The organism is Pseudomonas sp. R28(2017), from assembly GCF_002112505.1.
Lineage (GTDB): Bacteria > Pseudomonadota > Gammaproteobacteria > Pseudomonadales > Pseudomonadaceae > Aquipseudomonas.
On record NZ_NEHW01000001.1, the window covers coordinates 458,599 to 471,799 of the forward strand.

The 13,201-nt window shown below is 66.2% G+C and carries 12 protein-coding genes; 9 read left to right on the top strand and 3 right to left on the bottom strand.

The annotated features are described in order from the left end of the window. Positions 1 to 260 precede the first annotated feature (260 nt). Together moaA and CAF78_RS02085 are read left to right on the top strand one after the other, a co-directional pair. Positions 261 to 1,265, top strand: a complete 1,005-nt coding sequence (gene moaA, locus CAF78_RS02080; protein ID WP_085675719.1) for a GTP 3',8-cyclase MoaA — start codon at positions 261 to 263, stop codon at positions 1,263 to 1,265. 20 nt (positions 1,266 to 1,285) lie between these two features. Continuing rightward, positions 1,286 to 2,185 (top strand): bestrophin family protein, encoded by a 900-nt coding sequence (locus tag CAF78_RS02085; RefSeq protein WP_085675718.1) that lies wholly within the window; start codon positions 1,286 to 1,288, stop codon positions 2,183 to 2,185. A gap of 86 nt (positions 2,186 to 2,271) precedes the next feature. Here CAF78_RS02085 and moaB read toward each other — a convergent pair whose 3' ends face one another. Beyond that, positions 2,272 to 2,811 (bottom strand): molybdenum cofactor biosynthesis protein B, encoded by a 540-nt coding sequence (moaB, locus tag CAF78_RS02090; protein ID WP_085675717.1) that lies wholly within the window; start codon positions 2,809 to 2,811, stop codon positions 2,272 to 2,274. Between the two features lie 140 nt (positions 2,812 to 2,951). Between moaB and CAF78_RS02095 the strand changes: the two genes are divergently transcribed. Next, on the top strand, positions 2,952 to 3,839 hold the full coding sequence (locus CAF78_RS02095; RefSeq protein WP_085675716.1) for a LysR family transcriptional regulator: 888 nt from the start codon (positions 2,952 to 2,954) through the stop codon (positions 3,837 to 3,839). Here CAF78_RS02095 and CAF78_RS02100 read toward each other — a convergent pair. Further along, the gene (locus CAF78_RS02100; protein WP_085675715.1) at positions 3,827 to 4,609 is read right to left on the bottom strand and encodes an AraC family transcriptional regulator; all 783 of its coding nucleotides are present in this window, start codon (positions 4,607 to 4,609) and stop codon (positions 3,827 to 3,829) included. The genes CAF78_RS02095 and CAF78_RS02100 overlap by 13 nt on opposite strands. Positions 4,610 to 4,987: 378 nt before the next feature. On the opposite strand from CAF78_RS02100, the gene CAF78_RS02105 reads away from it, so the two are divergent. The 5 genes from CAF78_RS02105 (at position 4,988) to CAF78_RS02125 (ending at position 11,495) form a co-directional block, all read left to right on the top strand. Then, on the top strand, positions 4,988 to 6,601 hold the full coding sequence (locus tag CAF78_RS02105; protein ID WP_085675714.1) for an APC family permease: 1,614 nt from the start codon (positions 4,988 to 4,990) through the stop codon (positions 6,599 to 6,601). A 23-nt stretch (positions 6,602 to 6,624) separates the two neighbouring features. Continuing rightward, positions 6,625 to 7,551 (top strand): 4-hydroxyproline epimerase, encoded by a 927-nt coding sequence (locus CAF78_RS02110; protein WP_085675713.1) that lies wholly within the window; start codon positions 6,625 to 6,627, stop codon positions 7,549 to 7,551. 43 nt (positions 7,552 to 7,594) lie between these two features. Next, positions 7,595 to 8,542, top strand: a complete 948-nt coding sequence (locus CAF78_RS02115; protein WP_085675712.1) for a dihydrodipicolinate synthase family protein — start codon at positions 7,595 to 7,597, stop codon at positions 8,540 to 8,542. Between the two features lie 125 nt (positions 8,543 to 8,667). After that, entirely contained in the window at positions 8,668 to 10,245 is a 1,578-nt protein-coding gene (locus CAF78_RS02120; protein ID WP_085675711.1) for an aldehyde dehydrogenase (NADP(+)), read from the top strand. A 2-nt stretch (positions 10,246 to 10,247) separates the two neighbouring features. Continuing rightward, on the top strand, positions 10,248 to 11,495 hold the full coding sequence (locus CAF78_RS02125; RefSeq protein WP_085675710.1) for an FAD-binding oxidoreductase: 1,248 nt from the start codon (positions 10,248 to 10,250) through the stop codon (positions 11,493 to 11,495). 113 nt (positions 11,496 to 11,608) lie between these two features. Here the strand turns inward: CAF78_RS02125 and xenA are convergent, their stop codons facing one another. Beyond that, positions 11,609 to 12,700, bottom strand: a complete 1,092-nt coding sequence (xenA, locus tag CAF78_RS02130; RefSeq protein ID WP_085675709.1) for a xenobiotic reductase XenA — start codon at positions 12,698 to 12,700, stop codon at positions 11,609 to 11,611. 51 nt (positions 12,701 to 12,751) lie between these two features. On the opposite strand from xenA, the gene CAF78_RS02135 reads away from it, so the two are divergent. Beyond that, positions 12,752 to 13,087 carry a helix-turn-helix transcriptional regulator gene (locus CAF78_RS02135; protein ID WP_085675708.1) on the top strand — a complete coding sequence of 112 codons (336 nt, stop codon included), beginning with the start codon at positions 12,752 to 12,754 and terminating at the stop codon, positions 13,085 to 13,087. Positions 13,088 to 13,201 lie beyond the last annotated feature (114 nt).

A 13,201-nucleotide genomic window follows, 5' to 3' on the forward strand; every position in this document is an offset into this window, starting at 1 on the left:
TTCGATCATGGTCTCGGACCGCGTCGCGGCTTTCGCGGGCAAGCCCGCTCCCACAGGCACACCACTGCCCTCGGCCCCTGTGATTTCCCTGTGGGAGCGGGCTTGCCCGCGAAGGCCGTGACGCGATCCAACCCTTGAAATACGCAGCCTGCAGCCGTGATAGAGGGCATTGATGAATCGGTCGGGGAAAGCAATTTGACGGGGCTGGCCACAGGCTATAGCTTGGTTCCTGTAGCCCCCATTTCCTTTCGAGCGCCAACGTGGAACAGAACAGCCGGGCCCTGATCGACGGCTTCAACCGGAAAATCGACTACCTGCGGATGTCGGTCACAGACCGCTGCGACTTCCGTTGCGTGTACTGCATGGCCGAAGACATGCAGTTCCTGCCGCGCCAGCAGATCCTCAGCCTCGAAGAACTGTTCCAGGTGGCCGAGCGCTTCGTCGCGCTCGGCACCCGCAAGATCCGCCTGACCGGCGGAGAGCCGCTGGTGCGCCAGGGCATCGTCGACCTGTGCGGGCGCATCGCCGCCCTGCCCGGCCTGCGCGAACTGTGCATGACCAGCAATGGCTCGCAGCTCGGGCGCCTGGCCCAGCCGCTGTTCGACGCCGGCGTCACGCGCCTGAACATCAGCCTCGACAGCCTCGATGCCGAGCGCTTCAAGCAGCTCACCCGCACCGGTGACCTCAACCAGGTGATCGCTGGCATCGACGCCGCACGCCAGGCCGGCTTCCAGCGCACCAAGCTCAACTGCGTGGTGCTCAAGGGCCGCAATGACCACGAACTGGTCGACCTGGTGCGTTTCGCCATCGACCGTGAGCTGGACATCACCTTCATCGAGGAAATGCCCCTGGGGGTGATCAGCGAGCATGCGCGCGGCGAGTCGTTCTGCTCCAGCGATGAAGTGCGTGAGCGCCTGGCCGAGCACTTCACCCTGATCGAGTCGACCGAGTCGTCCCAGGGCCCGGCGCGCTACTGGCGCCTGGCCGAAGCCGCCCACACCCGCGTCGGCTTCATCTCACCGCACAGCCACAATTTCTGCGCCACCTGCAACCGCGTGCGTCTGACGGTCGAAGGCCGCCTGCTGCTGTGCCTGGGCAACGAACATTCGATGGACCTCAAGCAGGTGCTGCGCGCCCACCCCGGCGATGCCGCACGGCTGGAGAAGGCCATCCGCGACTCGCTGCACCTCAAGCCCTACCGCCATCACTTCGAAGTCGGCGGCGAGGTGCAGATCCTGCGCTTCATGAACATGACCGGCGGCTGAGCGGCCGCCTCTGGATTTCCATGATCGTCCACCCTCGCCCCGATGTGCTGCGCGTGCTGTTCACCCTCAAGGGTTCGATCGTCAAGCGCATTGCCCTGCGCTGCCTGATGGTCACCTTGCTGGCCGCGCTGATCGTGCTGGTCGAGCGGCATTTCCCGGCGTTCTTCTATCCGGTCAGCGCCACGCCGTTCACCTTGCTTGGCCTGTCGCTGTCGATCTTCATGAGCTTTCGCAACAACGCCTGCTACGACCGTTGGTGGGAGGGGCGCAAGGCCTGGGGCAAGCTGATCATCGAGACCCGCTCGTTCGTGCGCGAAAGCGTGGTGATCGCCGACGACACGCTGCGCGCCGAGCTGCTACGCAGCCTGTGCGGTTTTGCCCATGGGCTGAATGCGCGGTTGCGCAACGAAAGCGAAGTGAACGCCACGCGTCCATGGCTGAACGAGGCTACCCCGGTGGCCGCGCACAACGTCTGTGACGGTATCCTGCGCGATATCGGTGCCCGTTGTTCACGGCTGGCGGAACAAGGGCAGATCAGCGAGTGGCGCTACACCCTCCTGGAACAGCGCCTGGCCGGGTTGACCGAGGTGCAGGCCACCTGCGAGCGGATCAAGGGCTCGCCGCTACCCTTCCCCTATACCCTGCTGCTGCACCGCACCATCTACATCTTCTGCCTGCTGCTGCCGTTCGCCTTGGCCGAGCCGCTGGGCTGGCTGGCACCGCTGTTCACCACCATCGTCGGTTACACCTTCTTCGGCCTGGACGCGATCGGCAACGAGCTGGAAGACCCGTTCGGGCGGGATGAGAACGACCTGCCGATGGATGCCATGGTCAGGACCGTGGAGCGGGATGTGTTGGGGGCTTTGGGCGTAGAGCCGCTGCCGCCGGTGTTGCTGCCGGTAGACTATGTGTTGAGCTGATGGCCTCTTCGCGGGCACGCCCGCTCCCACAGGTTGAGGCGTGCCCCCTGTGGGAGCGGGCATGCCCGCGAAAGGGCCGGGGCAGGCTAGCCGCGGCTTTCGCAGGCTTCGATGGGCTTCAGATGCTTCACAAAATTACAGGGCCGATGCCGCGCATCCAGCTGTTCCACCAAGATGCCTTCCCAGGCAGTACGGCAAGCGCCGGTCGAGCCGGGCAGGCAGCACACCAGGGTGCCGTTGGAAATCCCCGCCAGTGCCCTGCTCTGCACCGTCGAGCTGCCGATATCGAGAATGGACAAGGCGCGGAACAGTTCGCCAAAGCCGTCGACGCTCCGCTCCAGCAGGCACTGCACTGCCTCCGGCGTGCTGTCGCGCCCGGTAAAGCCTGTGCCGCCGGTGATCAGCACCACCTGCACGGCGTCATCGGCGATCCAGGTCGCCACCTGGGCACGGATCTTGTACAGGTCGTCCTTGAGCAGCGCCCGCGCCACCAGGCGGTGGCCAACCTCCACCGAGCGGCTGGCCAGCAGCTCGCCGGAGGTGTCGTTGTCGTAGGTACGGGTGTCGCTGACGGTCAGCACGGCGATGTTCAGCGGTACGAAAACCGCATCGGGTTGGACGCGCACGATGAAGCTCCTTGAATGGCATTGTCGTCACGCTAGAGGCAAGCCCGGCCAGCGTCCAATCGAAATGGCGAACCGGCCGATCAATGACATCTATCGCAGACGTGGGTTAAGGTCTGCACAACCAGACGCCAGGCATTTCCATGGACATCAAGCAGCTCAAGTTCCTCATCGCCCTCGACCAGACCCGCCACTTCGGCCAGGCCGCGGCGCTGTGCCATATCACCCAGCCGACCCTGTCCATGCGCCTGCGCAACCTGGAGGACGAACTGGACCTGGTGCTGGTCAAGCGCGGCCAGCGCTTCGAGGGTTTCACCGAAGCTGGCGAACGGATCCTGGCCTGGGCCCGCACCCTGCTCGCCGCCCATGACGGCCTGCAAGCCGAGGCCGCCAGTTGCCGTGGCCAGGTGGTCGGCAGCCTGCGCCTGGGCACCGTGCCACTGGCCAGCTTCAACCCCATGCACCTGCTGCTGCCGCTGCGCGAGAAATACCCCGAGCTGCAGTTTCAGCTCAGCTCGCACAGCACAGAGCAGATCATGGATGGCCTGAGCCGCAACCAGCTCGACCTGGGTATCTGCTACCTCGACCAGGTCAACGCCAACTTCTTCGAGGTGATCGAGCTGGGCACCACCACCATGGGCCTGCTGTTCGACACCCAGCACTTCCAGTTCGACGCCGACAGCCTGCGCTGGGACGAGCTCGGCGATATTCCCTTGGGCCTGCTGAGCAAAGGCATGCACTACCGCCAGTCACTGGACCTGAGCTTGCGTAGCCGTGGCCTTGAACCCAATGCCGTGCTGGAAAGCGACTCGACCTTCCAGCTGGTGCAGGCCATCAACACCGGCGTGTGCTGCGCGATCATGCCGCTGGGCTGCGGCCTGGAAGACCTCAGCGAACACATGCGCATCATCCCCATCGCCGACGCCAGCATCCACAGCCCGGTCGGCCTGCTGCTGCGCCGCAGCGAGCCACGCTCGGCGATTGCCGAGCAGTGCTTCGACGAAGCGAAGCTGCTTTTTCAACCCACCTGATCCGCCGTTGCCTGGCGATATTGCCGAGGCGTGAAACCGGTCAGCTGCTTGAACTGGCGGCTGAACGCGCTGTGGTCGGTGTAGCCGCAGCGCAGCGCCACTTCGGTGATCGGCAAATCAGAATGCAGCAGCCGGTGGGCGTGCTCCAGGCGAGCCTTGTGGATCATCTGCCGCGGTGTGAGGTGGAATACCCGCTTGCAGTAGCGCTCCAGCTGCGCCACGGAAATCCCGGCGATGCGGGTCAACGCCTGCATGCTGATCGGCTGATGGAAATGCCGGCGGATGTGTTCGTCCACGGCCGCCAGGCGCTGGTAGGCGGGGTGGGTGTCCGCGGCTGACTGCAGGTCGACGGAAATGCCCACCAGGCCGATGATCTCGCCTGCAGGGTTGCGCAGCGGGCGCTTGTGGGTCAGGCACCAGCCCGGTTCGCGGCTGCCGTACAGGTGCAGTTCGAGCTGGTCTTCCAGCACCAGGCCATCTTTGAGCACACGTCGATCCTGCTCGGTGTAGCCGGGGCCCAGTTGCGCCGGGAACACTTCGGCGCTGGTCTTGCCCAGCAGCGGCTGCAGACGCTTGAGGCCACAGCGCTGGACCAGGGTGGTGTTGGCCAGGACATAGCGGGCGGCCGGGTCCTTGATGAAGATCGCGGCGTTGGGGATGGCGTCGAGGATCGGCAGCAGCAACGAGACACCGGCCAGCAGGGCCTCCAGGGTGGCCGGGCGGTGCTGGTCCAGAGATTGGTACAGGGTTGCCATGGGGGTATCGGTCATTGGGGCAATCTCTATTGGCTGCACTGGCCTCTTCGCGGGCAAGCCCGCTCCCACAGGGCCCCCACTGATTTCAAACCCTGTGCTGTACCTGTGGGAGCGGGCTTGCCCGCGAAGAGGCCAGCAGCACTAACACATCTCTACAGCCCTTATGCGGTATGCCTTACAGCCTATCTACCCGCCTCATGAAAGCGCCAGTATTTTCTGCAACTGTGCCAATTTCGTCATCGCTCCTGCAGAAAACCATCAAGAACCCCTGCCCCTTTCGGGTCCACTCTATGCCCCACGCAAGCCGCCCAACACCTACAAGAGCGCGGCCGTAACAAGCCGCAATACGTGACATCAGACCTGCCTATCCAAAACCTACAAAAAGGCGCACCCATGTCAGGCAAATTCAAGAAACAGCTGTCATTGCTCGACCTCACCTTCATCGGCCTCGGGGCCATCTTCGGCTCCGGCTGGCTGTTCGCCGCCAGCCACGTCTCGGCCATCGCCGGCCCGGCCGGTATCCTCTCTTGGTTCCTCGGCGGTTTCGCCGTGCTGCTGCTGGGCATCGTCTACTGCGAACTCGGCGCCGCCCTGCCGCGTGCCGGTGGCGTGGTGCGCTACCCGGTGTACTCGCACGGCCCGCTGCTCGGCTACCTGATGGGCTTCATCACTCTGATCGCCTTCTCCAGCCTGATCGCCATCGAAGTGGTCGCCTCGCGCCAGTACGCCGCAGCCTGGTTCCCCGGGCTGACCAAGGTCGGCTCCAGCGACCCGACCGTGCTCGGCTGGCTGGTGCAGTTCGCCTTGCTGGGGCTGTTCTTCTTCCTCAACTACCGCAGCGTGAAGACCTTCGCCAAGGCCAACAACCTGGTCAGCGTGTTCAAGTTCATCGTGCCGCTGCTGGTGATCGGCGTGCTGTTCAGCTTCTTCAAGCCGGAGAACTTCGAGGTCCAGGGCTTCGCCCCGTTCGGCCTGTCCGGCGTGGAAATGGCAGTGTCCGCCGGTGGCATCATCTTCGCCTACCTGGGCCTGACGCCGATCATTTCGGTGGCCAGCGAGGTGAAGAACCCGCAGCGCACCATCCCGATCGCGCTGATCCTCTCGGTGCTGCTGTCCACCGCGATCTACGCCCTGTTGCAACTGGCCTTCCTTGGCAGCGTGCCGACCGAGATGCTCGCCAACGGCTGGGCCGCGGTGACCAAGGAACTGGCCCTGCCCTACCGTGACATCGCCCTGGCCCTGGGGGTCGGCTGGCTGGCCTACCTGGTGGTGGCCGACGCGGTGATCTCGCCCAGCGGCTGCGGCAACATCTACATGAACGCCACCCCGCGCGTGGTCTATGGCTGGGCGCAGACCGGCACCTTCTTCAAGTACTTCACCCGCATCGACGCCGAGTCCGGCATCCCGCGCCCGGCGCTGTGGCTGACCTTCGGCCTGTCGGTGTTCTGGACCCTGCCGTTCCCTTCCTGGGAAGCGCTGATCAACGTGGTGTCCGCCGCCCTGGTACTGAGCTACGCCGTGGCCCCGGTCACCGTCGCCGCCCTGCGCCGCAATGCGCCGGACATGCCGCGCCCGTTCCGGGTCAAGGGCATGGGCGTGCTCGGCCCGCTGTCGTTCATCATCGCCGCGCTGATCGTCTACTGGTCGGGCTGGAACACCGTGTCCTGGCTGCTGGCCCTGCAGATCGTGATGTTCGTGCTGTACCTGCTGTGCGGCCGCTTCGTCCCGACCCAGCACCTGTCGCTGGCCCAGCAAGTACGTTCCTCGGCCTGGCTGATCGGCTTCTACGCCGTGACCATCCTGTTGTCCTGGCTGGGCAGCTTCGGCGGCCTGGGCGTGCTCGGCCACCCGTTCGACACCCTGGCCGTGGCCGCCTGCGCCCTGGGCATCTACTACTGGGGCGCGGCCACCGGCGTACCGGCTCACCTGGTGCGCCTGGAAGGGGACGATGAAAGCGAAGCCAGCGCCGAAACCTATACCGGCCGCCCCGCCGCCGTCGCCTCCTGACCCTTCAAGCAATGGACACGCCCATGAAACAGATTCACGTCATCGACTCCCACACCGGCGGCGAACCGACCCGCCTGGTGATGAACGGTTTCCCGCACCTGCAGGGGCGCAGCATGGCCGAGCAGCGTGACGAACTGCGCGAGCTGCACGACCAGTGGCGCCGTGCCTGCCTGCTGGAGCCACGCGGCAACGATGTGCTGGTCGGCGCGCTGTACTGCCCGCCGGTCTCGGCCGACGCCACCTGCGGGGTGATCTTCTTCAACAACGCCGGCTACCTGAACATGTGCGGCCACGGCACCATCGGCCTGGTCGCCTCGCTGCAGCACCTGGGCCTGATCGGGCCCGGCGTGCACAAGATCGACACGCCGGTCGGCCAGGTCAGCGCCACCCTGCACGAAGACGGCGCCATCACCGTCGGCAACGTGCCGTCCTACCGTTACCGCCAGCAGGTGGCGGTCGACGTACCGGGCCACGGCGTGGTGCACGGCGACATCGCCTGGGGTGGCAACTGGTTCTTCCTGGTCGCCGAACACGGCCAGCGCGTCGAACTGGACAACCGCGAAGCCCTCACCGAGTACACCTGGGCCATGCTCAAGGCCCTCGAAGCCCAAGGCATCACCGGCGAAAACGGCGCGCCAATCGACCATGTCGAGTTGTTCGCCGACGACGCCCATGCCGACAGCCGCAACTTCGTCATGTGCCCCGGCAAAGCCTACGACCGCTCGCCCTGTGGCACCGGCACCAGCGCCAAACTGGCCTGCCTGGCCGCCGATGGCAAGCTCGAAGAAGGCCAGACCTGGGTCCAGGCCAGCATCACCGGCAGCCAGTTCCATGGCCGCTACGAACGCGACGGCGAACGCATTCGCCCGTTCATCACCGGCCGCGCCTACATGACCGCCGACAGCACCCTGCTGATCGACGAGCAGGATCCATTCGCCTGGGGCATCTGAACCCGGCCCTTTAAACCAGTGAATATCGCCAGGAGTGACAACAATGACCGACAACATCTTCACCGGCACCATGCCCGCCCTCATGACCCCCTGCACCGCCGAGCGCAAGCCGGACTTCGACGCCCTGGTGCGCAAGGGCCGCGAGCTGATCGAGGCCGGCATGAGCGCGGTGGTCTACTGCGGCTCGATGGGTGACTGGCCACTGCTGACCGAAGCCGAGCGCCAGGAAGGCGTGGCCCGCCTGGTGGCCGCCGGGATCCCGACCATTGTCGGCACGGGTGCGGTGAACACCCGTGAAGCCGTGGCCCATGCTGCCCACGCGGCCAAGGTTGGCGCCGCCGGCCTGATGGTCATCCCCCGCGTGCTCAGCCGCGGCGCTTCGCTGATCGCCCAGAAACACCACTTCTCGGCGATTCTCGCCGCCGCGCCCAAGCTGCCGGCGGTGATCTACAACAGCCCCTACTACGGCTTCGCCACCCGCGCCGACCTGTTCTTTGAACTGCGCCGCGAGTTCCCCAACCTGATCGGCTTCAAGGAGTTCGGCGGTGGCGCCGACCTGCGCTACGCCGCCGAACACATCACCTCGAAGGATGACGACGTGACCCTGATGGTCGGCGTCGACACCCAGGTGGTGCATGGTTTCGTCAACTGCGCCGCCACCGGTGCCATCACCGGTATCGGCAATGCCCTGCCGCGTGAAGTGCTGCAACTGGTGAGCCTGAGCAAGCAGGCCGCCAAGGGCGACGCCAAGGCCCGCCGCCTGGCGCGTGAGCTGGAGGCTGCATTGGCGGTGCTGTCGTCGTTCGATGAAGGCTGCGACCTGGTGCTCTACTACAAGCACCTGATGGTGCTCAACGGCGACACCGAGTACAGCCTGCACTTCAACGAAACCGACGTGCTGACCGACGCCCAGCGCAACTACGCCGAGCAGCAGTACGCGTTGTTCCGCAAGTGGTACGCCAGCTGGTCGGCCGAGCAGAACCTGGCCTAAGCAACCACTGCGTTCTCTGTGGGAGCAGGCGACTCGCTGCCTGGCACCGGCTTCGCCGGTGTTCGCGGGCGCGCCCGCTCCCACAGGGACCGCCTTAGCCTCACATCCAATTCAAAGGACGCTCCATGACCCTGACAGGCAACCTGCTGATCGGCCAGACCGCCGTGCCCGGCAGCCGCGACGCGATCCGCGCCATCGACCCGGCCACCAACCAGGCCCTCGAACCCGCCTACGCCGGCGGCACCGGCGAACACGTGGCCCAGGCCTGCGCACTGGCCTGGGCAGCGTTCGACAGCTTCCGCGAAACCTCGCTGGAACAGCGAGCCCATTTTCTTGAAACCATCGCCAGTGAGATCGAAGCCCTTGGCGATGCGCTGGTCGACCGCGCCGTCGCCGAAAGCGGCCTGCCCAAGGCGCGTATCCAGGGCGAGCGTGGCCGCACCTGCACGCAACTGCGCACCTTCGCCCGCGTGGTCCGCAGCGGCGAATGGCTGGATGTGCGGGTCGACAACGCCCTGCCCGCGCGCCAGCCGCTGCCACGCGCCGACCTGCGCCAACGCCAGGTGGCCCTGGGCCCGGTGGCGGTGTTCGGCGCCAGCAACTTCCCCCTGGCGTTCTCGGTAGCCGGCGGCGACACCGCCTCGGCGCTGGCCGCCGGTTGCCCGGTGGTGGTCAAGGCCCATGCCGCACACCCCGGCACCAGCGAACTGGTCGGCCAGGCCGTGGCCCGCGCCGTCAAACACTGCGGCCTGCCCGAGGGCGTGTTCTCGCTGCTGTACGGCGCCGGCCGTGAAGTCGGCATTGCCCTGGTCAGCGACCCGCGCATCAAGGCAGTCGGTTTCACTGGCTCGCGCAGTGGGGGCCTTGCCCTGTGCCAGGCAGCCCAGGCGCGCCCGGAACCGATACCGGTCTACGCCGAGATGAGTTCGATCAACCCGGTGTTCCTCTTTGACGCAGCCTTGGAGGCCCGCGGCGAAGCGTTGGCGCAAGGCTTCGTTGCCTCGCTGACCCAAGGTGCCGGGCAGTTCTGCACCAACCCCGGCCTGGTGATCGCCCGCCAGGGGCCGGCGCTGCAGCGCTTCATCGACGCGGCCAGCGAGCACGTGCGCCAGGCCGCCGCGCAGACCATGCTCACCCCTGGCATTTTCAGCGCCTATGCCGCTGGCATCGGCGCCCTGGCCAGCAACGCCAACGCCACCGTTGCCGCCAGCGGGCAGGCACAACAAGGGCCGAACCAGTGCCAGGCGCAGCTGTTCGTGACCCAGGCCGAAGCGTTTCTCAGCGACCCGGCGTTGCAGGCCGAAGTATTCGGCGCGGCTTCACTGGTGGTGGCCTGCGCCAGCGACGCACAGGTCCGCCAGGTGGCCGAGCACCTCGAAGGCCAGCTGACCGCCACGCTGCAGCTGGATGATGCCGATATCGACAGCGCCCGCGCCCTGCTGCCGACCCTGGAACGCAAGGCCGGGCGCATTCTGGTCAACGGCTGGCCGACCGGTGTCGAGGTGTGCGATGCGATGGTCCACGGCGGGCCGTTCCCGGCCACCTCCGACGCCCGCACCACTTCGGTCGGCACGGCGGCGATCCTGCGCTTCCTGCGCCCGGTGTGCTACCAGGACTTCCCCGATGCCCTGTTGCCACTGGCGCTCCAGCACGGCAACCCGTTGCAGCTGCGGCGTTTGCTCGACGGTAGACGGGAAGATTGAGCATGGTCGACACCCCTGAAACCGATATCGCCGTGGTGGGCGCCGGCATCGTCGGCGTGGCCTGCGCCCTGCAACTGGCCCGCCAGGGGCGGCGGGTGCTGCTGCTCGACCACCAGTCCCCCGGCCACGGTGCCTCCTATGGCAATGCCGGGCACCTGGCCACCGAGCAGGTGTTCCCGATCGCCGACCTGTCGATCCTCAAGCGCCTGCCGCGCATGCTGCTCGACCCGATGGGCCCGCTGCGCCTGGACTGGAAGTACCTGCCCAAGGCCATGCCGTGGTTCACCCGGCTACTGCTCAACCTGCGCCCGGCGCCGTTCCAGCGCAGTGTGGCCGGTATCCGCGCGCTGAATGAAGGCAGCCTGGGGGCCTGGCGGCGCTTGCTCGGCTCGATCGGGCGCAACGAGCTGTTCAGGGAAGATGGCTCGCTGCTGGTGTTCGAACGGCCCGAGTCGCGCCAGGCGCTGCAAGCCTTGCAGGCGCGCATGCAGCAGCAGAATGTGGCGGTGGATTTCTGGTCGGCCGAAAGCGTGCGCGAGGCAGCACCGCAACTCAACCCTGCGCTGCTGGGTGGCTTGTTCTTCCCGCATACCGGGCACTTCATCGACCCGTACCGGGTGGTGTGTGCACTGTTCGAGGCTGCCAGGGCCAGCGGTGTGCGTTTCGTCCAGGCGCGGGTTGCGGGTGGGCAACTGCACGGCAACGGGGTCAGCCTGGCCAGTGACCAGGGCACGTTCAAGGCGCGCCAGGTACTGCTCAGTTGCGGTGCACATTCGGCACAGTTGACGGCGGCGCTGACCGGCAAGACTGTGCCGCTGGACACCGAGCGCGGTTACCACCTGATGCTGCCGCAGGAGCAGCAGCGGCTGCCATTCGCAGTCACCTCGCTAGAGCGCAAGTTCATCATGACGCCCATGGCGGACGGGCTGCGCCTGGCCGGCACGGTAGAGTTCGCAGGGCTCGATGCGCCGCCGAGCATGCAGCGGGCATGGCAGTTGCACCGGTTGAGCAAAGGGTTGTTCCAGCAGGAACTGAGTGTTGAAGGGGCTACACCCTGGATGGGCTTCAGGCCATCGTTGCCGGACTCGTTGCCGGTGATCGATCGGGTGTGCGATGGGCGCGTGCTGCTTGCGTTTGGGCATCAGCACCTGGGGCTGACCCAGGCGGCGGTGACGGCGGAATGGGTGGGGCGGATGGCGGAGCAGTCAGCGGGGCCGGAGACAGCGGCTTACCGGTTGGATCGGTTCTAGCCTGTACCGGCCTCTTCGCGGGCACGCCCGCTCCCACAGGGATAGCACAAGACCTGAGGGCAGTGTGGGAGCGGGCTTGCCCGCGAAGGGCTGCAAAGCAGCCCCCGGTTCACTCAGCGATAACGCTCGAGCCAGTGTGCATAAGGTGCCGGCAAGGTCCAGGAGGCCTTCTCCACACCCAGTTCCTTGGCCGCGAAGTACGCCCAATGCGGGTCGGCCAGGTGCGCACGCCCTACCGATACCAGGTCCAACTGATTGGCCTGCAAGGCCGCCTCGGCCAGCTGCGGCGTACCGAAGCCCCACGCCGACGTCACCGGCAGGCCCGCCTCACGACGCACGCGCTCGGCAACCGGCCCCATGAACGCCGGGCCCCATGGGATGTTGGTTTCAGGAATGGTGAAGCCAACGCTGACGCTCAGCAGGTCCAGGCCACCCGCCTTGAACATGCGTGCCAACTCGATCGACTCATCCAGGGTCTGCTCGTCACGACCGTCATACTCCAGCACACCGAAGCGCGCGGTCAGCGGCAGGTTTTCCGGCCACACCTCGCGCACCGCCGCCAGGGTTTCCAGCAGGAAGCGGCTGCGGTTCTCGAAGCTGCCACCGTACGCATCGGTGCGTTTGTTGGAGTGCTCGGAGAAGAAGCTCTGGCCCAGGTAGCCATGGGCGAAGTGCAGTTCGATCCACTCGAAACCGGCATCGCGCGCACGGCGGGCGGCGTCGACGAAATCCTGTTTGACCCGGGCGATGTCGTCAAGGCTCATCTCGCGCGGAGCCTTCGGCAGGTGCGCGCCAAAGGCGACGGCCGATGGGGCGATGATGTCCCAACCACGGGCATCGTCGGCCGCGATATGGTCATCACCTTCCCACGGGCGATTGGCGCTGGCCTTGCGCCCGGCGTGGGCGATCTGGATGCCCGGCACCGAGCCTGCTGCCTTGATCGCCTGCACCACCGGCACGAAGGCCTGGGCATGGGCGTCGCTCCAGATCCCGGCGCAGCCGGGGGTGATACGCCCTTCCGGCGCCACGGCGGTGGCCTCGACCACCAGCAGGCCGGCGCCGCCCCGGGCCAGGCCAGCGTAATGCACCTGGTGCCAGTCGTTGATCAGGCCGTCCTCGGCCATGTACTGGCACATCGGTGGAATGGCGATGCGGTTGCGCAAGGTGACATCTTTGAGGGAGTAGGGTTGGAACAGGGCAGGCATGGGCAAGCTCCGGGAGTCATCTGAATACGATAGTTCGATCATAATCGAACTATGGCAATTAATGAAACCCCCGTTATCATGTGGGCCATGCGAGCCTACCAACACCCCAACCCTGAAGACCTGATTCTCGAGCGTGTGCTCTACGCACTGAGCGACCCGGTGCGCCTGGGCATCGTCCGCCACCTGGCGGGCGTGGCCGAGGCCAGCTGTGGCGAGCTCGATGGCGGGCGGCCGAAGTCGAGCATGTCGCACCATTTTCGCGTGTTGCGCGATGCGGGGTTGGTGCATACCCGCAATGTCGGGACCACCCACATGAATTCGCTGCGCAGCGAAATGTTGGCCGAGCGGTTTCCCGGGTTACTGGACTGCATACTGCGGCAGAACTGATTTCAGCCCGTGCCGGCCTCTTCGCGGGCTCGCCCGCTCCCACAGGTACGGTGCGGCCCTCTGGCTTTGCACTTTCTTTGTGGGAGCGGGCTTGCCCGCGAAGAGGCCGGTGCA

Coding starts and splice junctions, on each gene's coding strand:
- CAF78_RS02085 (WP_085675718.1), top strand. CDS start 1,286: ATGATCGTCCACCCTCGCCCCGATGTGCTGCGCGTGCTGTTCACCCTC.
- CAF78_RS02095 (WP_085675716.1), top strand. CDS start 2,952: ATGGACATCAAGCAGCTCAAGTTCCTCATCGCCCTCGACCAGACCCGC.
- CAF78_RS02100 (WP_085675715.1), bottom strand. CDS start 4,609: ATGACCGATACCCCCATGGCAACCCTGTACCAATCTCTGGACCAGCAC.
- CAF78_RS02105 (WP_085675714.1), top strand. CDS start 4,988: ATGTCAGGCAAATTCAAGAAACAGCTGTCATTGCTCGACCTCACCTTC.
- CAF78_RS02110 (WP_085675713.1), top strand. CDS start 6,625: ATGAAACAGATTCACGTCATCGACTCCCACACCGGCGGCGAACCGACC.
- CAF78_RS02115 (WP_085675712.1), top strand. CDS start 7,595: ATGACCGACAACATCTTCACCGGCACCATGCCCGCCCTCATGACCCCC.
- CAF78_RS02120 (WP_085675711.1), top strand. CDS start 8,668: ATGACCCTGACAGGCAACCTGCTGATCGGCCAGACCGCCGTGCCCGGC.
- CAF78_RS02125 (WP_085675710.1), top strand. CDS start 10,248: ATGGTCGACACCCCTGAAACCGATATCGCCGTGGTGGGCGCCGGCATC.
- xenA (WP_085675709.1), bottom strand. CDS start 12,700: ATGCCTGCCCTGTTCCAACCCTACTCCCTCAAAGATGTCACCTTGCGC.
- CAF78_RS02135 (WP_085675708.1), top strand. CDS start 12,752: ATGGCAATTAATGAAACCCCCGTTATCATGTGGGCCATGCGAGCCTAC.